This window comes from Allorhodopirellula solitaria (assembly GCF_007859855.1).
GTDB lineage: Bacteria > Planctomycetota > Planctomycetia > Pirellulales > Pirellulaceae > Rhodopirellula > Rhodopirellula solitaria.
This window is the reverse complement of record NZ_SJPK01000006.1, coordinates 166,911-187,397: the sequence shown is the minus strand read 5'-3', so window position 1 is coordinate 187,397 and position 20,487 is coordinate 166,911. Positions and strand designations below refer to the sequence as shown.

Here is a 20,487-nt window from a genome sequence, read left to right as displayed (position 1 = left end):
GAAGGCCAAGGCGAAGTCGATATTATCGACCTCAACGCAAAGGCAGCGGGTTTGCTATGAGCCTATCCGAAAAGGGGTGTAATCCTTTGGAGGCGGGTCATGTGACCTGGTTCTCAACGGCCTCGCCGGAGAGGGGCAGCGCAATTTCCAAATAGGCTCGATAGGAAAATGAGCAAGAGCGTGGGCGAAATGCAGTTCGCTACAACGCTCGGTGAGACAGGTCGCCTACCGACTCGCTGACCAAGGCGATGTCACGTCCGGTTGAGTTTGCGTCGTCGACTTGCCCGATCGTGATCGCCGCGTAAACGATCGGTTGCTCAGTGGCGGGAATATCCAAGACGTTGCCATAATGATCCCCGACCAATCGCTTGAGCGGGCCGCCTACGACCCATCGATCATCTTTTGTGACGAACCATAACGTATATCCGCGAGATTCTTTCATTTGCACATGAACATGGATCTGCGCTCCGTCGATATCCACGACCATCCCACCGGCAACGTGCCGAGATTGATTTGGCTCATGGAATGAAACCAGTTGTGGAAAGTTCTCGTCTTGATCTTCAAACGCAGACTCAACTGCCCAGTCGGATCGTTTCGGGATGGATCCGCTCAAACCGGAAGAGGTTTGTTCATTGTGAACTACGGACGGTTCAAGGAATCGACCGAGTGTCGCCTGAAGTGTCAACATAGCGATGACGAAGCCGCACGCAGTAGCTAAAAAACCAAGCTTGATGGGCTGGAGCTTAGTACCGGTCGCTTGTCGTCGATCATTCTGTGGCGCTAAACCCATCATAGGTGACTGGTCCGACTCAATCGCAACAGCAAGCTGTTCCCATGTCTCACCATGCGGTGAGATCATGTCCGTCGACTCGATCAAACACTCCAGCGACTCGTTGAGAGCACGCATTTCCGCTTCGCATTTGTCGCAGCCAGTCTCGAGATGATCGCTGATTGCCCGAGCGACTGACGGATCCAATTCCCCCAGGATGTAAAGCTCAAGTCGATCTTGGCAGAAGTCGCAATTCACTGAATTAACCAATCATCTTTCGTCGTCGCTAAATGCTCTCGCAATTGTACCAAACCCCGGCGAATACGTGTTTTGACAGTACCTAATGGGATGTCCAAGCGATCGGCGATCTCCTCATGCGTCAATCCATCAAAAAACGCCATGTCCAATACTTCACGCATGTCCGCGGGCAAAATCTGGGTCGCTTCGCGGAGTCGCGCTGCCCGATTTTTCGCGGCGAATTGATCCGACGGGTCCTGCTGGGTATTCCGTCGACTACGAATAAATGAAAGTTCTTCGCCCGCTTCTCGCTGCACCTTGGCACGACCCCACTCCGAACGCATCAAATCTTGAGCACGGCTGCGTGCGAGCACCAAGAGATACGTACGTACCGGACCACGCCGTGGATTCCACCTGGAAGGGTTTTTCCAGATTTCCCAAAAAACCGTAACCAAGACCGTCTCGGCATCACACTCTTGCCCGCACACCCGGTAAGCGACCGTGAACACCAAATCGCGGTATCGATCATGAAAACACCGCAAACTCGCCTGATCTCCGCATTCGATTCTCTCTATCAATTGCTCGTCGGAATAATCCTGCTGAGCAACTACCAATGAAGCGTCTGCGGGCATCCGTGAAGAATTCAAGGTTCAGTCGTCCGGGTGGGCACAATCGTCGCCACGGGAACAGGGTAGACGCTGTGCGTCAACCAACACTTTTCTGAGTCATCGATCGGACGGACGTCTGCGGTATCTTCGGGAGTCTCTCCCCCGCTCACGACGCCTACATCGTAGACTGTATCCGGCCCCTCAACGTCTGAGCGTTGTCGCGAAAGCAGGAATTGAAACGCATACGCTTGACCGTCTTCGGCAACGACACTCACCATCATGTCGGCTTGATCGCCACGGACACGGACGCGCCCAATCATCGACAATTGGTGTCCGAGCAGCGGGCGATAGGCCGGTAGTCGAAAGAGGTTAACGAATCGGCTCAACGGCCCCGTCAACGCACGATTTTCAGGCGACGCCAGGCTGTAACAGACCTTTAACTGGGCGGGATCGGCGATTGCCTTTTGCAGGGACGCCAACTGCAGTTCAGCGACATCCTGGGGGGCGTAGCTAGGATCGGCAACATCGGGGTCAAAACCATCCTCATCCAAGAATTGCCGGCCCTCGGCCTGTTGCTCCACGACCTTGGTCGTCGCGCCGGTGAAGGGGCGCCAAACAAAGAAGCAAAATACCGCCAACGCCACACCGATCATCAGTCCCACCGCAGCTCCCATGAAACGTCGCGTCTGCAGGCGTCTATTCATTGAATTCCATGGGGAGGTCGCACACCGGCGGGTCAGGCAGTAGCTAATGATAGTTATGTCCACACAACGAGACCACTTGGAACCGTTCATTTTTCCCCGAACTTTCTATCCGCTCGAGGAAAACAGGCCCCCTCCCTGCACCCTCATTTTCGCTGTGTCGCTCTACGGCCTGGCCCACATCAGATCCAAGTGTTCACTCCAAGCTACGTATTTTCCCTAAAACCTAAAAACATTGACCTTCCGTGCTTGAAAATGCCAAGACTGAAGGAATACTATCTCTTATTGATCGATATCTATCATTTGCTGAAGGATAGCTTTGTCCACCGACGCTCGACGAGAAAGGCTCCGCGATCACGTCCGCACTCAAGGGTTTGCTAAGCGAAGGGGGCCATCCACTTTGTTTGTGCACCAGATCGCGGATTCGGTAGCAGCAAATCTCGCCAGTCTTCCCAATTCAGCTTTGGTCACTGGCAATCCGACTGTTTTCCAAATAATTGCTCCACGTCCGCGCAGCAGCCAACCCAGGGGGCATCGAATTCGGGCTAGTTGTCATCGGTTTGCGTCAGACCGACGACAAGCCCAGCGGATTGCCGGGGGCGCAAAGCCAGTTTTGGTCGCGACGAACTGCCTCTTCGGCCAGATGCTCTGGACTGCCGGCGGCGCGGCGGAATACTCGACCGAACTTGAGCACAATGTCGCACCAACCATGGGTGTCCAAGCCGATGCGAGTCAGGATGGGCTGCAGATGCTCTGGGATTGACCCGACCTTGTCGCTGCGAATTTGACGCCCCGTCCAATCAAGCAATTCCAGGTACCTTTCCAACGAGACACTTAGGAATCCCTTCAGGCTACCTCGCCGCCCCGAGCCGTCCAGATTCGGGCCGACTGCGAAGCACCAGGTGAGCGTGCGAACTCATGATAGAAAAGGTCAAACAGTCGATACCAAAGACGGACGCGAGAAACTCCATACGGTCGCGGATCCAGCCCCTGCGATGCTCATAGCACCGTCCAGTGGCCGCGTCTTTCCCGCAAAGCCATGCCTGCCTGACACAGCGTTCTACACAATGAACTACCTGAATTTGATTCGGATCGATCACTTCCCCACGAGCTTGCCTGGGCATGGTCTTCTCCCTACTGAGCGTGACGCTGTATTGTGGATGACGGTATTAGGAATCCTACGAAAAAGGCCAGGAAAGACAACTAACCAATGCCTGTCCCTGTTTGCCGTTGCAGGACTCTGCGTTCTCTGCGCCTCTGCGATTCAAACGTGAGGCCGGCATTTTTAGGTGCTTCTCGAATTTCAGTGGCAGTCATCCAGGATGCGGGATTTTCAAGGCAGTGGGCTCGCAACGTCGAACGACCCGCCGACTGGAGATTAAAAACACTGCTTGACGATCAGGCGACGAAGCTGGACAGAGCAAGTCTGCGTTGCCGTTCGATTCAGGTCGAGCATCGCTACGCCGACAGCCGAGAAGCATCGAGGCGTCCGCGACTTCCACGCCAGCGGATCATCACGCTTCACCGCTGAGACCGGCTTGATGGTCATGGCTCAGAATAGCCTTATCAGCTGAAGCCGGACGTTCTCGAGAGCGGCCGGGTGGGAGACGCTACCCGGTGCCTGACGGCACTCGGCTCATGACCTGAACGTTCAACACTAATCTCCACTAATCGCACACTAATCCTCCCAGCCGTGTTCAAGCAGCATCCCTTCACCCCACACGAACAAGAATGAGATTAGTGTCAGATCAGCGAAGATCAGTGTTCAAAACCTATGTTGGCGGTGCCAGGGGCGTCGATTGAATCGACAATCGGCATGAGAGCGACGTGAACTAGCCTTCGCGCCAATCAACGAATACATCGATTCCTGTCGGGCAAGCCGACGAGGGGATCGTGTTCTGCCTGCATCGGCACGCGATAAGAAGAGAGTGGAAGTGCTGGGACTCGAACCCAGGGCCATTCGATTAAAAGTCGAATGCTCTAACCAACTGAGCTACACTTCCAATTCGATCGTCGAGAAACAAAAACGGCACCGTTTCAATGACGGTGCCGCATTGCATTCGGCGATCATGCAAAATCAATTTGCAGCGGAGCGGACAGGATTCGAACCTGCGGACCGGCGTGAACCGGTCACCGATTTAGCAAACCGGCGCTTTCGACCACTCAGCCACCGCTCCAGGTGGTCTCGTTTGTCAGAGCGGAATTGTGCTCGATCCGGGCGAGCTTGGCAACCCATGTTGAGCCCTTGTTTAGAGATGCTTTGCACCTTTTTAGGTTCGCACGCTACACTGCAATATCGTGGGGAGTGAATTCTCCCGCTGCTTCATCGGTTTTTTCCTGGTTCCCTGTCTGTTCGGGCACCTCGAAGTCGTTTCATCCACTCTTCCGGGCCCCATTTGATGCAACCACCTACCTGGGATCTCGATTTGAAATTCGATTTCATGGACGAACATCGAGCCCACCCTCACAAAAAAATCTCGCTGAAAAACATACCGACCGAGACGGAGGGGCCGTTCGAGGGCAAAGAACACGCTCGTGCGTTCACCGCGCGTGCGGTCGCCGACATCCAGGCACTGCAGTACCGCACCTTCGTGGAAGGGAAGCAGTCGCTACTGGTCGTCCTGCAGGCGCTCGATGCGGGCGGGAAAGATGGGCTGATCCGGAAAGTGCTCGGGCGGATGAACCCGCAGGGTTGCCGCACGTTCCCGTTCAAGGTTCCCACGAGCGAAGAGCTCGCACATGACTTTTTGTGGCGAATCCACGCCGCCACGCCCGCTGCCGGCAAGGTCTCGATTTTCAATCGCTCCCACTACGAGGATGTCTTGATCGCCCGGGTCAACGACCTCGTCGCCAAGTCGGTGTGGAAGGATCGTTACAAACAGATCAACGATTTTGAAGATCTGTTGGTCCAACGGGGCACCAAAATCGTCAAGATCTACCTGCATATCAGCCCCGGCGAGCAGCTCGAGCGATTCAAGAAGAGGCTAGACAATCCCGCCAAACACTGGAAACTCAATGCGGGCGATTACGCCACGCGGGAGAGATGGGGCGACTACCGGGAGGCCTATGAGGACGTGTTCGAGAAATGCAATTCCAAACACACCCCCTGGTATCTCATCCCGGCTGATAAAAAATGGTATCGCGACGCCAGTGTCGCGGCGATCATCCGCAAGACTTTCGAGGAGATGGATCCTCAGTTGCCCGCGGTCGATGTCGATGTCGAAGAAATTCGTAAACTCTACGAGCGGGAATCCGCCGAGCAGAAAGACTAGCCCGTCTGCTCGCCGCAGACTCGGTCGCGTGCGATTCCCTCGTTCTGAAAATTTCAGAATTCTAAAATTTGTAAACTATCAACTCCCTGTTCTTCTCTCCCGTATGTCCATTCAGCGAAATCCAACCCGCCCTGTTACTATCGGCTCGATCACCGTGGGCGCCGGCCATCCGATTGCCGTGCAGAGCATGACCGCGACCAAAACCCAGGACGTGGAGGCGACCGTGGCCCAGGCCGAGGCGCTCCGTCAACGAGGTGCGGGGGTGGTTCGAATCGCGGTCGATAGCAAGCAGGACGCAGCGGCGCTAGCGGAAATTCGCAAGCAAACGACTGCCAATCTAGCTGTCGACTTGCAAGAGAACTTTCGTCTGGCTGAATTGGTTGCCCCTCACGTGGATAAGATCCGCTACAACCCCGGCCACCTCTATCACCACGGCCGCGACATGACGTGGCAGGACAAGGTTCGCTTCCTAGTCGATCTTGCTGGAGAGCATGGCTGCGCGGTCCGAATCGGCGTCAACTGTGGCAGCGTCGATCCTGCCAAGAAGGAAAAATACGCCGCCGACGATTCGATTACCCCGATGCTCGAATCGGCAACAGAGCACTGCGAGCTCGTCGATTCGCTCGGTTTTCACAATTTTGTCGTGTCGCTCAAGGACAGCGATCCGGCGCACGTGGTGGAGGTCAACCGGCGATTCGCCGAGCTTCGTCCCGACGTGCCGCTGCATCTCGGTGTGACCGAAGCGGGGATGCCCCCCGAGGGCATTATCAAGACTCGCATCGCCTTTGAACAGCTCATCGGCAAAGGTATCGGTGACACGGTCCGCGTCTCCCTGACCCTGCCCAACCCTCGCAAACCGGAGGAAATTGACGCTGGCCGAGAGATCATCAGCGACATTCAGGCCGGTCGGGTGCGCAGCGTGGTGGTCTTTGACGACACGAAGCTCAACATCATCAGTTGCCCGAGTTGTTCCCGCGTGGAGAACGAAGCGTTCGTTGATTTGGCGGCCAATGTCAAAGAGATGACCCGCTACGCGCAAGAATACGCGATCACGATTGCGGTGATGGGATGCCGGGTCAATGGCCCCGGCGAGACCGACGACGCCGATCTCGGTTTGTGGTGTGGCCCTGCCAAAGTCAACTTGAAGAAGGGGGAGGAGCCCTTGGGGGCGTTTGGATACGATGAGATCCTGCCCAAGTTAAAATCGGAATTGGACGCCCTGATCGCCGAGAAAACTGGAACGGCGGCAAGCGTTTGAGCAGGTGCCGCGTCCTGTTGATGGCCACCTCGATGCGGGGTGGGGGCAGCGAACGCCAGGTCGCCTTGTTGGCACGGCATCTGAGCCGCGACCGATTCGACGTGCATCTGTACCTGACCCACCGGACTGGGGAACTGCTGGGCGAATTGCCCGGCGACGTGATTCTGCATAGTCTTTCGGCGGCGCCGGCGAGTCGGCTTCGCGGGGCTCTCGACCGAGTCCCAGGCACTTTGCTGCGGCGGCAAGCCAAGGAGTTTGCGCAGATCGTGCGCCGCGAGCAGATTGACGTGGTCTATGACCGGGCTTTCCACAATACCCTGATCGCGGGCCATCCCGCCATCGATCGCCTGGATGTTCGCCGCGTCTCGACCATCGTCAGCCCTCCGCATGCTGCCTTGCCAATGGTCGAGAAGCGTTTCGTGGAACTGAAACGCCGGCGTTTGGCGACCGCTTATCGAGCTAGCGAGCATGTCATCGCCGTCAGCCAAGCGGCGGCCGACTCCGCGGCAGAATACTACGGGCTGCGCCGGGAGCGGGTCACCGTGATTCGCAATCCCGTCGACGTCCAGCGGGTACGCAGCGTGGCGGACGAGTCTAGCTCGCGATCGCACCAACGGGGGGAGGGCGGCGGCAATTCGATCGATGGTGATTCACCCGGTGTCGACTTGCCCAGTCTGGATACCCGTCTCTTGCGATTGGTGTGCGTGGGGCGAATGACAGGTGAAAAGGGGCAGGCTGACCTGCTCGATGCAATTTCCCGGTTGCCCCAGCGTTGGCCGGAGTCACTGCCTCGAATCTCGCTGCAGATGATTGGTGACGGCCCCGACCGCCAGCGGTTGGAGCAGCAATGGCTGTCGATCAGCGACGGCGCGGGCCGCTGCGGTGGTCATGCGGTGGAGTTCGCGGGCGTGATTTCGCCAGCGATCGCATCGATTCACCAGGCCGATGCCTTGGTGCTGCCCTCGCGATTCGAAGGGTTGCCCAATGTTGTCTTGGAAGCCTTCGCGTTGCAGACGCCCGTGGTCGCGACCCGCAGTGGCGGGACCGCTGAGATGCAGGCCGACGCCAGCAACCCGACGTGTTTTTGGGCGGAACCAGGAGATCCCGAATCGCTGGCAGGGGCGCTGATCGAGATGGTTCGCTGCCCCGCTGAGCGAGCCAAACGTGTCGATGCGGCCACTCGGCTGATCCAGTCCAGGCACGCCCTGGGCCCTGCCGTGGAAGAAATTTCCGGTCTTTTGCTGGGATAACCCCAACAACCGATATACTCGCTGGTGCGTAGCAAGCACTGTGGGCTCAGGGCGCCAAAAGTGCGAATTTTGTTGACACACGTTTTTTTTGCCAACTATAATTTCGCTGTTCGCCTAGCTCCGTACTCTTTTCTTCCATCCCTCCTGGAATCACTTTCCCATGAATTTACTAGGGAAATCCTTCTCGGTTTTGATCCTATTGCTCAGCGTGGTGTTCATGGTATTGGCCCTCGCGGTCAATGCATCGCACCGCAATTGGCGTGATGTCGTCATGTCCGATAATGGCTTGAAGGCTCAAATCGAAACCTACGAACGCACCAACGATCAACTTCGTGAGGCTCGGGCACGGACCCAAGCTGACCTGGATCGCGAACGCGTCGCCCGCCGTACGGCCCTGGCTGCCTTGGAAACCAAGCTCAGTGAGCTGACAGGTGTCTTGAGCGACAGCGAAAAATTCGCGCAGGACCTCCAAGCCAAGACCACTGAGTTGGCTCAGCTGGATCGCAGCCGCGCCGAGGAACTCGAAGAATTGACTGCGGAAGCGGCGATGCTGCGTTCGCAGATTCGCAAGGAGCAACAGGACCGAGACAATCTGTTCGCTGAAACGCTGAAGCTGACCGACGACATGAACAGCCTGCGAGGCATCGTTCAATTGCAGCAGGATCGCAATGATCAACTGCTCGGTCAGGTCACACGCTACAAAGAAGTCGTCGATGCGGCCGGATTGAACATGAACGATCCGCTCGATGGATCACCACCGGACCGCAACGGCAACGTGCTGGTCATCAATCGGCCTCGGAAACTCGTCGAGGTATCGATCGGATACGACGATGGTCTGCGAGAAGGCCATCTGCTCGAAGTCACACGGGGCGGACGTTACGTCAGCCGCTTGCGAGTTCGCAAGACCGAGCCAGACCGCGCTGTGGCTGAAATTCTTAACGACTATAGTGAAGCTGCCATCCTGGAGGGCGACCGTGTCGACACTACCATCGAATAATCCCGGCGGACGACCAGCCAAGCGACCACCGAGTGTCTACACGGTGATGCTGCTCCTGGCGATGTTATTCATGCTAATCGCGGTGATCGCGATGTACGTGGAACTCAACCGCTGGTACCCAGATTACTACAAGACCAACACCGCCACGCCCGTGACGAGCATGGTCGTCCCCGTGACGAGTCATCAGCTGGCGTAGTCAAGACGAGAGGCGAGTGACTCTCGGCCAAAAATTTTCTTGCCGGTTCTGTCAATTCTGCTGAAGGTTTCGTCGCTCCCGGTCCGATACTACGGGTACCATGGATTGGGAGGGCGGAACGATCGGTGCCATCGTTCCATCATTGATAGGGCTATGGTGAGGCAGGGAGGGCTTCACCATGGCCCTTCCCTTTTCACACCTGTCAGACGATCAGCATGGCGTCGCCGTAGCTGAAGAAGCGGTACTCCGCTTGGATCGCTTCTTGATAGGCTCGCATGATCAGGTCACGCCCGGCGAAAGCGCTGACGAGGACGAGTAACGAGCTCTTGGGCAGGTGAAAATTGGTCATCAATGCATCGACCGCTGCAAATTTATACGGTGGCTTGATGAATAGATCGGTCGCTCCGGTCCATTCCTGCAAGGTTCCCGAGTTGGCCGCTGCACTGCTTTCGAGCACTCGCACGCTTGTCGTCCCCACGGCCACGCAGCGACCGCCAGCGGCCCGGCGTTCTTGGATGCTGCGGCAGGTCGCTTCGTCAATGCGGCCCCATTCCTGATGCATGGCGTGGAGGTCGATGTCGTCGACCTCGATCGGGCGGAAGGTGCCGATGCCCACGTGCAGGGTGACTTCGTCGATGGCTGTCTGGCCCTTGGCGATCTGGTTGAGCAGTGTGTCGGTGAAGTGCAGCCCCGCGGTGGGCGCCGCCACACTGGCTTTGTCCTCTTCCCGCTCGCTAGCGAAGACGGTTTGGTAGTTCACCAGATCGGCATCCACCATCCTGCCGTCTCGAATGTAGGGTGGGATGGGGACACGGCCAAACCGCTCGAGCCACTGGGTCGGTGAGACCTTATCGCCAGCGAGTGCGTCGTCGTGCTGGACCGATTCGAGCATCGGGCGGACGAATAGATGTCCCTCGTCATCGCGACCGATCACTTCGAGTTGTCCTCCATCGCGGGCATCGCGGTCCTGCAAAGTAATCGTTTCGCCCGACTGCAGGCTGCCGCGTGTTTTCGTTAGCAGTTCCCACACGCCGGTGGTGGGATCGCTACGCAGGTAGAGCCCTTGCCAGCGTCCCTCGGTGCGTGTGCGGTAGCCTACGAGCCGGGCGGGCACGACCCGGGAATTATTCAGGACGAGCGAATCCTCCGCACGCAGTAGTTCGGGCAGGTCGCGGACATGGTGATGATCAATCGTGCCACGGGCCCGATTGATCAACATCAACCGCGCGTCAACTCGGTTGCGAAGCGGCTCCTGAGCGATCCGCTCGCGGGGCAACGTGTAGTCATAGAGTTCAAGTGAGTGCATTGGCAGAGTCTACCTGAAAAGAGATCCCCTCCAAATCCCCAGTTCGCGACCCGTCAGTGCAGTTCGCGACTCGTCAGTGCAGTTCGCTCAGTCGTCTGACAGCCGATCCGAAAAGGCGGCTCACCGATTGTCGGCGGGTCAGTTGGCTTGGTCCTTAGCAACGCACGATCAATTTCTGTCGTATTGGACGAAGCAACGAGCTGTTCAATATCCAGAAGCATCCCATCAGATATAATGGGAAATACCCGGTGGTTTGAGCGCAAGCGGACACCACCGCGATACGGGCCTCGGTCCGCGTGAGCCGACTGTCAACCAGTCGGCGATCGATGACGTCCGGATGGTCTTCGATCCGGGACAGCTACTCCCTTGTCGACTTGTCTGAGCGTGGGTCTGTCGCCTTTTCAGTCAGCGATTCCAGCCGTTGCTCAGAGGTCTCACGGTAGTGTTTGGGTTCAGGAGGTTCCGTGTTCTCGTCATGCGCTGCTCGGTCGGTCACGATCGGACTGGTGACGCCATGCACGGTTTGAATGTTGTCGTTATTGGTCATGGTTTGACTCCTCGGGATCAAGAATGTTTGGCCACTGAATTGGCATTGAACAGCGATCTAAGGGGCAAATCGTGTTCCATTTCTTGAAGCGATCGTCCCCTCAATAGCCGATCACGCGGTAATGATCGAGCACGCCCTTGGCGGGAACGGTATGTTGTGCCGCGATGGTCTCGCTCGGCAACTGTGTCTCGACCAGATTGGCGAGCTTCGCTGCATCAGTAGTGGGAGTCTCTGAGCTTAAGCCAACACGTAGCGGGGATCGCTCAATCTCGCCTGTGCTCGGTAGGCTTGCGCGGCCGCTTCGGGATAGATCGCGTTGATCATCGCACCGGTAGCGAGTTCAAATCCAGCGAGTCGCGAGACGCGGGGAAAGATATCCATTGCCCAGTGATACGATTCTGTCGCTCCGTTGAAGGCGACCGGGCAGGTGTGGATGAGCATGTTGTAGGCTGTCCCTGGCTGGAGTGCCTCGAGCCAGCGGACGATTCGCAGGGTCAGGCGGGCCAGTTCGGCGAGTGGTCGAGCGCGTAGATTGCTGAAGCACGGCAGGTGTTCCTTGGAGGTAACACGCACCTGCATCGGAAACCGGCTCGCGAAAGGGCAATAGGCCACGAAGGAATCCGTTTGACTGACAACCCGTTGTTTGTGTTCGATCTCAGCTCGCAGTAGGTCGCATTGCAAGCACGAGCCGTACCGTGCGTGGTGGGCTTGCAGACGACGGGTCACCTGCTGGACCAGCCCGGGGACGCGGTTCGTGGCGATCAATTGCGAGTGGCTATGGGCGAGTGACGCACCGGCGTCGCAGCCGACATTCTTGAAGATGCTGACGTGCTGGACGCCCGGCACGCTGCGCCAATAACGGATGCGTTCGGCGTAGGCGGCGAAGACGAGCGATACCTCGGCGGTATTGAGTTCGGCGAGAGACTCAGTGTGCCGAGGTGACTCGATGATGACCTCGTGTCCACCTTGCGCCGCGTCACTGGGGAAGAGCCGGCTCGCCGTTGAACTGCGGCGGTGCGTTCGATTAGCCGAGTCCAATGCTTGGGCGGGCTGGTAGGAGGTGAACGCCGTGTTGGAGCGGTGCACTCGTGCGGAGACGGGCATCGCTTCGTTCTCGGGACGCTTAGCGTCGCCATCGCGTGCGGGAGGCTTCATGCCTGCATCCTCGACACGTTTCACTGCCGGGTACAGGTTAGGGACGACTCGCACCGACCACTGGTCCGATTGATCGCCTTCCACGGAGGTAGCAACCGCGTGCGATGCGCTGACATCATCGAGCTTGGCGACCCAAACCGGGTCGGGGGTTCGGCCTTCTTGCCCGGCACAGAACGGGCAGTCGATCGCGGTGCTCGGTTTCTTTAGCGGGGGACCACTGAACTGATTGGGACGCTGCGAGCGGGTCGTCGCAAACCAAGTCCATTCCCCGGTGATCAGGTCCAAGCGGGATTGGCCGGCTTGCGAGTCCCTTTCTTCCTCTGCACCGCTGGGAGCACCAGCGGTTGCTTGGCCGTCGAAAGCCTGTCCTCCTGCCGCCTCGGACATCGCTGGATCGATCGGTGCGCGGGCGATGATGGCAGGGTGTTCATCGGGGTCCCCCGACGAATCGTCTGTGGAATATTCAGTCGGCGGGTCAGCCGACGAGCAGGGGCCGGTGAAGACTGCTTTGATATCGCACAATCGGCTTTCGATGTCGCCGACAGCCCCGTCGCCGCCAGCCCCGTCGCCGCCAGTGGGATCGCCGGGAGAACCGGACGCGGGATTCGGCTCACCTTGCTCCTGCCCCGGCAATGCCCGGTCCGGCGCGGAGGCAGGCAAGGTCTCGCCCGCGGCTTGGGCCAGCGTGTCCCCATCCTGATTTCGCGAATGCCGATCTTTCAGACGGAGTTGGCGACTGTCGCGTCGCAAACGCGTGCGTCCGCCATTGAGATCGACGTGCGAGATTGGCATGTTGGCTTCCGTGTAGTCAGTGCAGGATTGGCGGGAGCTTTTGGGGGAAACACCGGCAGATCAAGCTCGATGCTGACCGCTTATTCTACGGATTTTTTCTATCCTGATAGGGGGTAAAATGCTAGCAACCAACGTCATTGGCGTGCCAACGCATCGCTTGATTCACTTGGGGAATGTTTAAGGGAGATTGTTTTTGCGTAGAGCTCCACGTACTGGGAGGCACTAGCCCCCCATGACCAATCGCATCTCATACCACGTTCGACAATATTTTTCCAGATTTCTTTTTCGTGGAACCGGACTCGCAGGGCTTCCCCAATGGCTTGTTCCAAAGCCGCCGCGTCATAGGCGCGCAGGTGAAAGCCGGTGGCGGTATCGTTGGCGATACTCTCCGCGTTGGTGTCGACAATCGTGTCGGCCAAGCCCCCGGTTTTGGTGACGACGCAGACGGTGCCATAGCGCAGGCTATAGAGCTGGTTCAATCCGCAGGGTTCATACCGGCTTGGCATCACAAACAGGTCGCTGGAGGCCTCGATCCGATGGGCCAAGGCGTCGCTGAATCCGATGTGGGCAGCGAGTTGGTCGGGATTTTCCGAGGCTAGCCACGCCAATTCACTCTCGATCGCAGGGTCGCCACTGCCCAAGATCGCCCACTGAGTCGGGCGTTTCTCTCGCAGATGCTCACGGATCACCGGTAGGATCAAATCCCATCCTTTTTGGTCTGCTAGCCTCCCGACTAAACCGATCAGCGGAACATGCGGGTTGCTGGGAAGCCCCAGTTCCGACTGCAGCGCCAGCTTATTCTCTTGTTTATCTTGCTCCCATGTTCGGACGTCGTAATTTCGTGCGAGGTGAGGGTCGGTCGCCGGGTTCCAGATATCGGTATCAATCCCATTGATGATGCCACTGACCCGATCCCCCATGCTGCGGAGGATTGGATCGAGCCCGCAGCCATGCAGGGGGGTCTTGATCTCGTCGGCGTAGGTGGGGCTGACCGTGCAGACGTGATCCGCGGTGACGATCCCGGTTTTGAGGAAGTTCAGACCGCCGTAGTACTCGAAGGACTCACTGCGGAATTGCTCCCAGGGCAATCCTGTCGCTTCGAAGTCCTCGGCGGGGAAGGATCCCTGGTACGCGAGATTATGGATCGAGAGTACGGTGGGGGTATCCGCTGGCAATCGTTCGTCGCCGTGAGCACCGTTCGTATCGCTTTGAATCAACGCGGGGATTAGGGCGGTTTGCCAGTCGTTGCATTGAACCAGATCGACGGGCTGATCCATTCGCTTCATCACCTCCATGGCGGCCCGGCAAAAGAAGATAAATCGTTCCGCGTTGTCTCGGTAATCGCCGTGTTTGTCACCGTAGAGAGACGGTCGCGAGAAGTACTGGGGCTGATCGACAAAGTAGACTGGGACGTCTCCGCCAGGCAGGTGGCTGCGGAGCACGCGGCCGCCGACGATCCGGTCGCCTGGCATCTCGATCGCAAAGCTCATGTCGGTTTGCTCGAGCGGCATCCCCGAGCGGACAATGGAGTCAAACGCGGGCATAATGACCGCGCAGTCATGGCCGCTCTGGGCAACCACGGACGGGAGTTTTCCACAGACGTCCGCCAACCCACCCGTTTTTGCAAACGGGACCGCTTCAGTCGTGAGATAGACGATGTTCAATTTCAATACCTGCGAGTCGGCCAATCAAGTCTCGTTTTCATTTGGGTGCCACATAGCGGCACTGCTTACAATAAACTAAAGCAATCATACGATGGGATAATTCTTCGCGACGATTTTTCCCGTCTCCCTTATTCCTGCCGTCCTTCGATTTCGTTCCATGCCGCTGCCCCTTGTCGATTTTTGGAAACGCTTAGTACAGAGCGGATTGGCGGATTCGTCCACACCGAGACAATGGGCGGCAGATTTTGCCGATGAACATGGGGCAACGCCACCATCGGACCCCTTAACGCTCGCGAAATGGTTGGTCAAAACCGGGCGATTGAAGCCCTTTCAGGCGGCCTGTCTGACGCGGCCAGCGCCGGCGATGGACGCCGGCGGCACGGAAAAGAAAGGTTTTCGTTTCCCGGTCATGCGGATTGCACCGCTGACGCAGGCGGCTGAGCAAACCCGACCGCCCTTCTCGCGGTGGTTGCCGGTCACTCACGATGCCTCCCCGGACGCCGCCGGGGTCCTGATGCAGTTCGCGCCCGCAGACTTGACACCGCTCGACGGTGATCGCCTTCGTTGGTTCGCTGCGTTGCAACACGGCGGGTTGCCCCGCTTCGAGTTGATGGCTCTGCCGGGGGCGCCGCTGGGCAACTACTTCACAACGATTCCATTGGATAGCTCTCTGGATGCCGTTGGGCTGTACGCCCCGCTGCCGCCGGGAGAGTCCTTGGCAGTGCGATGCGGCCGTGAGTCCTCATCGCACTGGGCAGCGGAGCAGATCGCGCCGCTGCTCCAATCGCTGGCCGAATCGATGTCTCAATTGGAAGCTGGGCAGCTCTCGGTTCCACCGATGCCGTCGCCCGATCGAATCTGGGTTTCGTCCGATCCCGCGTCGGGGACAGCTGCGACCCTATGGATCGATCCCTCGGAGTATCTCTCCTCGGGTGAGCCGGGGGACCTCGCGACAATGGCTGGCACCGAGGCCAAGGCTGGTACTGAGTCCCCATGGCTTTACTCCGCCCCCGAGACCATCGCAGAGCCCGGTTCGAACCCGAGTTCCTGGGCCAGCCGGTCGATCTATGCACTGGGCTGTCTCGGGTATCGACTCCGCTTTGGCGAACACGCGTTCGCTGCAGCTCAAAAGGAACAGATTCACTCGCGGCAATTGAATTTCATGCCCCCGGCTTTGAGTGAGGCCGTCGCTCAGGGCGCCTCGGGCGACCCGCTCCTGAGGGTGCTCGCTTATGCGTTGGCCAAAGATCCCGATTCGCGGTTCGCGAGTTTCGAGACTTTTTCCCGGGCGCTCGCTGCTACCGTCGGCCCGGCCACCTCCACGCCTGCACCGGTCGCATCGGCTGCTAGCGAAGCCGCCGCAGAAGCGAAGGCTGAGCCAGCCGTCGGGCCCGATGCGAATGAGCCGGCTCCGGCGGCGGAGCGAACGTCGGCGGAGGCCTCCGGTCCGCAATCGAGAGAATCATCGAGTCAGTCGTTGCCCGGAAGGCGGGACGCTGCCCCGGCAAAGTCGGCTGACGAGTCAGTGGGTCTGACGGAGACCGACAATAGCAAGAAGCCTGAGGTGACGGCTGAGGCGGCGGGCGATGAAAAGGCCGAGAAGCAGTCGGAAGAGTCGCGACCGGCCCGGAAGCGGTCTTTGGCCGCCACGGCGGAGGTGGGCGAGGGATCGCCCGCGAAGAAAGTCCCGGGGAATGAAACGCCTGCCAGAGCGGTAGCCGCCAGCGACCGGGACGATGCGGTGCCGAATTCGTCTTCCGAGTCGGCCGCGGAGTCCCCGCGCGACCCTGTCATGGCAAGCGAGGCCGCCGCAGCGACGGCAACCCTCAGTGAGGAGGATCCACCAAGTGCGCCCGAACGCCGGCCGCGTCGACCGAGTCGGAGGCGGGCGGCATGGTTGGTTCTCGGCGGCCTGTGGATCCCGATCATCGCGCTGGTTGTTGCTCTGGCGATGCAGGATCCCAACGCTCCTCGCCCGGTCGCCAAACGCATCCGTCGGCCGGTTCCCGCCGTGATTCCCTCGGTGACGGGACGTCGGCCGACTTCCCGTCCGACCCCAACTGCTCCGCGGCAGGGATCGGGTGCTTCCTCAGCGGATGAAGAGGCGATCGAGATTGTTGCCGACGGTCAAATGCTGTGGGCTCCTCCCGCCGCGGTGCAGGGGTCGGAGTTTTCCGAGGCCGACCGCAGATCCACCACGATGTTGCTGCCCCCGGGGCCGGCGGCGCTGACGACAATTCATTTGCCGAGCCTGAACGCGACGGGGCTTCGTGAGACCTTCGAGCCCGATATGGCTGCTCTCTGGCAGCAGCTGCAAGGGCGTATCGCAGTGCCGATCGAAGATGTAAAACTGCTCGCGTTGGCGTGGTTCCCGGGCAGTGACGGCGTCCCTGAGATTGCCATCGCCGTGCATTTGAAATCGCCTCGTCCGCTCGACGAGTTGACGCAGGCGTGGGAAGCGTCCATGGCCGTCGTACCCGGCGGTGCACGACTGTATGCGGGGGATGACCCCGCCAGCGACGCGTACTATCCGCATTTCGTTTCCGATATTTCGGCGGAGGATAGCAGCGAGGATGCCGGGCCGGACGCCAGCGACGTTTCGCAAACCGGCGGCGCTGCGGATGCTGAGGCTGCGGGGAATCCAACCGCTGCGAGCGGGGCGACCGGCAGCGAAACGCAGCGAGTCGACGCATTTGCAGTCGGTTCGATCGCCCGCGTGACGCAGGTGGCTGAGGTCGAAGGGGCCCCTGTGCTGTTGCCGCGACAGCTCGAGGAGTTGTGGCGGTCGGCGCGTCCCACCGACGCGGTTTCCACATTGAGCACGCCGTATTTTCTGATCGCCGACTCCCGGGCCTGGGTCAAACGCACGGCACCGCCGCTGTTGGATTGGATTCGATCCACGTTGACGCCCGAGTGCGGCGGGTTCTTAGTTCGAGTCGTTGCTTCGTCGCCCGATTCCTCGTCTCCTCCCGCTGCTCCTGCGGGGGGCGAAAGGCCTCCACGGAGTGGCAGCTACGTCGAACTTCGTTTGGCAGCCGCCCCGGGTAAAAATCCCAATGCATTGAAATCCAAAGTACTCAATCAGATCGACGACGCGTCGCTGGCTGCGGAAGACTTCTTGGCCAGCCGCGAGGTGGATCCCTCATGGCAAATGCTGGCGGCGCGGCTGCCGAATATGTGGATGTTCACGAGCGAACAGGTTCGCTCGGCGGCGATCAAGCGAGAGGTGATCTTCAACGCCTATTTGCCGCCGCTCGCTCTCCCGCAGATCACGCTGGGAACGCTGCTCGCTGCCAATACAACGGCGACTCCAGCGACCGCGAACGCTGGCCCGATGGCGACCAAGCTTACGATCGATGAGATGCTTGAGAGGCCGATGTCGGTGAGTTTCGGGCAGGAGTCACTGCAGTTTGCCATCGATACGATTATCAACGAGTTCGCCGCGGAGTTGCCCGAGGGCAATCAAGCGCCGAAAGTGGAGATTATCGGCGGCGATCTCCAGAAAATGGGGATTACCCAGAATCAGCAGGTGCGGGATTTTGCCAAAACCGATCTGCCGCTGCGAACCGTGCTGACCGATCTGATGCTCGGGGCCAACCCCGATCGCACTGCCACAGGCCCGTCCGATCCGAAGCAAGCCTTGATTTGGGTCGTCGTCGGCGAGGGGGATGCGGCGGAGATTAAAATCACCACCCGCGAGGCCGCTGCAGGCACCTACGATCTGCCGAAGGAGTTTCAAACCGCCGAGTGAACGGGGCAGGGATCGCCAGCGCAGGGGGAGTGTCGATCGACAGCGGGTGACCGGTGGGATAGGATGGGCAGCTATAGCAGAGCCGCGCTGCTGGCGCCTTTTTCTGCCAATTTGGCAGAGATGCTGGTTTGGCAAGCGATTTGCTAGGTTTTCTGCGTTTGGTGTTGATCTCGGTCGTGGTTACCAACCACACTATTACCGTCGATATGACCCCGTCTCCCATTTTCGCTTCCCTCCTTGATTGGAGTTCATCTCACGATGGCCATTAAACTGACAGAACGCGCCGCCGAAGAAGTCCTTCGCTTTCGCAAAGAACACAATTTTGACGACACGATGCTTCTGCGAATCGGTGTTGCCGGTGGCGGTTGCAGCGGATTCAACTACACATTGAACTTCGACGACAGCTTCGACGAGAAGGCTGACAGCAAATACGACCATCATGGCGTTAGCGTCGTTGTCGACAAGAAAAGTGCCCTGTATCTCGATGGCACCGAAGTCGATTGGTTCGACAGCCTCGAAAAGCAAGGATTCACGTTCAATAATCCCAACGCGGTCAAGAGCTGTGGCTGCGGAAGCTCTTTCCAAGCCTAACTTGCAGCCGACCGAGCGGACGATCCGATCCGAAGCGTCCCCGTCGCCGGGGACGTTGGTCTGCTATATCGGATGTTTTTCGCTGAGCTGTTATCTGCCCCTGCGGGCAACGCTGCAACGCTTTTCCCCAACCGGGCCGATTGCGCGGATATTTGATGGGGCGGCGCCCTTACCGCTTAGCCGCCCTTTGCATCGCCTCTAAATTGGGCAGCCAGACCTCGGTGCGACTGCCATCTTGTCGATCTGATGCCGATCGCAGTACCCCGCGAATTTCGTGGGTCCACCCTTGGGGTTCCGCGATCGCGGTGGCGAGCCGCAGTTGATATCGGCCCTGCGGGAGGATGGGCACCCCGCGGGTTTGCAGTGATAGCTTGCCCAGATCCAGTTTGCACCAAGAGTCACCGTCGCGGTCTTCGTCGACCGCTGACGCAATCCCAGCAGGTAAACCGGATACTGCACCGGAGTAGACTTCGACATCAAGGCGGCTGTTGTGAGGCGAATAGAGAGCCCACGAGAGCCAGTGGTCCCAGTGCCAAGCCTGGTCGTCATAACGACCTCGCCGCTCGGTGAGTGGGAGGATGAGAGCCAGCAATATCATCAATGCGGCCGCGCTAAGACGAAGTGGCCCGGTGGAGGTGGCTCCGCTCGGAGCGATTCCCGGTTTCGGGCGATACACAAACAGCCAATAGGCTTGACCGGCCAAGACGGCGTTCCATAGCAACACGCCCAGGCTATGATGAAGCCCCCATGGCGATAGCAACGCGATCAGGCTGGCGTGCATGAAGATTGCCAGGCAACCTGCGAGGAATCGCGTGCGGGGGATCGTCAATAGGATCGCGATCGATAGTTCTGCCGCAGGGAATCCTGCCGCAGCGATAAGTCGCGTGCGAGCATCCCATTGGGCGATATCGAGATGGGCGAATCTCGCGGCGGTGACGAGGAATTCCTGCCCCACGGTGTGCAGGAACTGATAGTCGAACTTGCCCACCGAACTGAAGAAATAAATGCTGATCGTCAGGACGCGAAAGGCATTCGTCTGCCACCGCATCGGCAACAACACGAACAGGCAGGCATAGAGGAATGTTTGGTACGCCCAGGGTTGCAGACGATGCTGATCGGTCAAGAATCCAGTCGCCAGTACCACCGCGATGCTCGCCCACGCCGCTTGCTGGCATCGTTGGCGATCCGGGCGTAGCAGGATCACAGCGGTCGCAGCGATGATGACCGGGGCGAGCAAAATCGATATCGCAGTCTGCAATCCGTGCGGTAGCGCGACCAGCGGAATGGCGGGGTAGAACGCCGTCTGCGTCCATGCCGCTGGCAACCACAGCGGGTAGGTAGCGACGATCAAGAGCACGAAGGCAACCGCCCAGTACCGAGCAAATCGCTCGCC

At 58.9% G+C, this 20,487-nt stretch carries 16 protein-coding genes and 2 tRNA genes; 7 read left to right on the top strand and 11 right to left on the bottom strand.

What is annotated here, in order from left to right; genetic code table 11:
• Positions 1–199: 199 nt before the first annotated feature.
• The 6 genes from CA85_RS13770 to CA85_RS13745 all read right to left on the bottom strand — a co-directional run bounded on the left by CA85_RS13770 (position 200) and on the right by CA85_RS13745 (position 4,492).
• Entirely contained in the window at positions 200–907 is a 708-nt protein-coding gene (locus CA85_RS13770) for a hypothetical protein (RefSeq protein WP_186774933.1), read from the bottom strand.
• Positions 908–1,023: 116 nt separating this feature from the next.
• The gene (locus CA85_RS13765) at positions 1,024–1,653 is read right to left on the bottom strand and encodes a sigma-70 family RNA polymerase sigma factor (protein ID WP_146391909.1); all 630 of its coding nucleotides are present in this window, start codon (positions 1,651–1,653) and stop codon (positions 1,024–1,026) included.
• Positions 1,650–2,318 carry a DUF4864 domain-containing protein gene (locus tag CA85_RS13760; protein ID WP_146391908.1) on the bottom strand — a complete coding sequence of 223 codons (669 nt, stop codon included), beginning with the start codon at positions 2,316–2,318 and terminating at the stop codon, positions 1,650–1,652. The genes CA85_RS13765 and CA85_RS13760 overlap by 4 nt, the downstream gene beginning before the upstream one ends.
• 562 nt (positions 2,319–2,880) lie before the next feature.
• The gene (locus CA85_RS25710; protein WP_246112781.1) at positions 2,881–3,123 is read right to left on the bottom strand and encodes a hypothetical protein; all 243 of its coding nucleotides are present in this window, start codon (positions 3,121–3,123) and stop codon (positions 2,881–2,883) included.
• A 1,121-nt stretch (positions 3,124–4,244) separates the two neighbouring features.
• Positions 4,245–4,318 (bottom strand) — tRNA-Lys (locus CA85_RS13750).
• Between the two features lie 85 nt (positions 4,319–4,403).
• Positions 4,404–4,492, bottom strand: a tRNA-Ser gene (locus CA85_RS13745).
• A 264-nt stretch (positions 4,493–4,756) separates the two neighbouring features.
• Here CA85_RS13745 and CA85_RS13740 point away from each other — a divergent pair.
• The 5 genes from CA85_RS13740 (at position 4,757) to CA85_RS13720 (ending at position 9,288) form a co-directional block, all read left to right on the top strand.
• Positions 4,757–5,587, top strand: coding sequence for a polyphosphate kinase 2 family protein (locus CA85_RS13740; RefSeq protein ID WP_246112780.1), 831 nt, complete (start codon positions 4,757–4,759; stop codon positions 5,585–5,587).
• Between the two features lie 103 nt (positions 5,588–5,690).
• Positions 5,691–6,845 carry a (E)-4-hydroxy-3-methylbut-2-enyl-diphosphate synthase gene (ispG, locus tag CA85_RS13735; RefSeq protein ID WP_146391906.1) on the top strand — a complete coding sequence of 385 codons (1,155 nt, stop codon included), beginning with the start codon at positions 5,691–5,693 and terminating at the stop codon, positions 6,843–6,845.
• Between the two features lie 20 nt (positions 6,846–6,865).
• Complete coding sequence (locus CA85_RS13730) at positions 6,866–8,095, top strand: glycosyltransferase (protein WP_186774931.1); 1,230 nt, start codon at positions 6,866–6,868, stop codon at positions 8,093–8,095.
• Positions 8,096–8,255: 160 nt separating this feature from the next.
• Positions 8,256–9,092 (top strand): hypothetical protein, encoded by an 837-nt coding sequence (locus CA85_RS13725; RefSeq protein WP_146391904.1) that lies wholly within the window; start codon positions 8,256–8,258, stop codon positions 9,090–9,092.
• Positions 9,070–9,288, top strand: coding sequence for a hypothetical protein (locus CA85_RS13720; protein WP_146391903.1), 219 nt, complete (start codon positions 9,070–9,072; stop codon positions 9,286–9,288). Before CA85_RS13725 ends, CA85_RS13720 begins: the two co-directional genes overlap by 23 nt.
• Before the next feature lie 202 nt (positions 9,289–9,490).
• Here the strand turns inward: CA85_RS13720 and queA are convergent, their stop codons facing one another.
• From queA to glgA, 4 genes are all read right to left on the bottom strand, one after another.
• On the bottom strand, positions 9,491–10,594 hold the full coding sequence (queA, locus tag CA85_RS13715; RefSeq protein ID WP_146391902.1) for a tRNA preQ1(34) S-adenosylmethionine ribosyltransferase-isomerase QueA: 1,104 nt from the start codon (positions 10,592–10,594) through the stop codon (positions 9,491–9,493).
• A 358-nt stretch (positions 10,595–10,952) separates the two neighbouring features.
• Positions 10,953–11,141 (bottom strand): hypothetical protein, encoded by a 189-nt coding sequence (locus CA85_RS13710; protein WP_146391901.1) that lies wholly within the window; start codon positions 11,139–11,141, stop codon positions 10,953–10,955.
• 237 nt (positions 11,142–11,378) lie between these two features.
• On the bottom strand, positions 11,379–13,088 hold the full coding sequence (locus CA85_RS13705; protein WP_146391900.1) for a galactose-1-phosphate uridylyltransferase: 1,710 nt from the start codon (positions 13,086–13,088) through the stop codon (positions 11,379–11,381).
• 134 nt (positions 13,089–13,222) lie between these two features.
• Entirely contained in the window at positions 13,223–14,752 is a 1,530-nt protein-coding gene (gene glgA, locus CA85_RS13700) for a glycogen synthase GlgA (protein WP_146392026.1), read from the bottom strand.
• Between the two features lie 157 nt (positions 14,753–14,909).
• On the opposite strand from glgA, the gene CA85_RS13695 reads away from it, so the two are divergent.
• Entirely contained in the window at positions 14,910–18,503 is a 3,594-nt protein-coding gene (locus tag CA85_RS13695) for a serine/threonine-protein kinase (protein ID WP_146391899.1), read from the top strand.
• A 258-nt stretch (positions 18,504–18,761) separates the two neighbouring features.
• Positions 18,762–19,094 carry a HesB/IscA family protein gene (locus CA85_RS13690; protein WP_146391898.1) on the top strand — a complete coding sequence of 111 codons (333 nt, stop codon included), beginning with the start codon at positions 18,762–18,764 and terminating at the stop codon, positions 19,092–19,094.
• 169 nt (positions 19,095–19,263) lie between these two features.
• Here the strand turns inward: CA85_RS13690 and CA85_RS13685 are convergent, their stop codons facing one another.
• Positions 19,264–20,451: a hypothetical protein gene (locus tag CA85_RS13685; protein ID WP_246112779.1), complete on the bottom strand. Its 1,188-nt coding sequence runs from the start codon at positions 20,449–20,451 to the stop codon at positions 19,264–19,266.
• Positions 20,452–20,487: the final 36 nt, after the last annotated feature.

What these genes read in the sequence shown, in the direction of transcription:
- CA85_RS13770 (WP_186774933.1), bottom strand. Translation starts at nt 907, where the DNA reads ATGCGTGCTCTCAACGAGTCGCTGGAGTGTTTGATCGAGTCGACGGAC.
- CA85_RS13760 (WP_146391908.1), bottom strand. Translation starts at nt 2,318, where the DNA reads ATGAATAGACGCCTGCAGACGCGACGTTTCATGGGAGCTGCGGTGGGA.
- CA85_RS13740 (WP_246112780.1), top strand. Translation starts at nt 4,757, where the DNA reads ATGGACGAACATCGAGCCCACCCTCACAAAAAAATCTCGCTGAAAAAC.
- ispG (WP_146391906.1), top strand. Translation starts at nt 5,691, where the DNA reads ATGTCCATTCAGCGAAATCCAACCCGCCCTGTTACTATCGGCTCGATC.
- CA85_RS13730 (WP_186774931.1), top strand. Translation starts at nt 6,866, where the DNA reads ATGGCCACCTCGATGCGGGGTGGGGGCAGCGAACGCCAGGTCGCCTTG.
- CA85_RS13725 (WP_146391904.1), top strand. Translation starts at nt 8,256, where the DNA reads ATGAATTTACTAGGGAAATCCTTCTCGGTTTTGATCCTATTGCTCAGC.
- queA (WP_146391902.1), bottom strand. Translation starts at nt 10,594, where the DNA reads ATGCACTCACTTGAACTCTATGACTACACGTTGCCCCGCGAGCGGATC.
- CA85_RS13710 (WP_146391901.1), bottom strand. Translation starts at nt 11,141, where the DNA reads ATGACCAATAACGACAACATTCAAACCGTGCATGGCGTCACCAGTCCG.
- CA85_RS13705 (WP_146391900.1), bottom strand. Translation starts at nt 13,088, where the DNA reads ATGCCAATCTCGCACGTCGATCTCAATGGCGGACGCACGCGTTTGCGA.
- CA85_RS13695 (WP_146391899.1), top strand. Translation starts at nt 14,910, where the DNA reads ATGCCGCTGCCCCTTGTCGATTTTTGGAAACGCTTAGTACAGAGCGGA.
- CA85_RS13690 (WP_146391898.1), top strand. Translation starts at nt 18,762, where the DNA reads ATGGCCATTAAACTGACAGAACGCGCCGCCGAAGAAGTCCTTCGCTTT.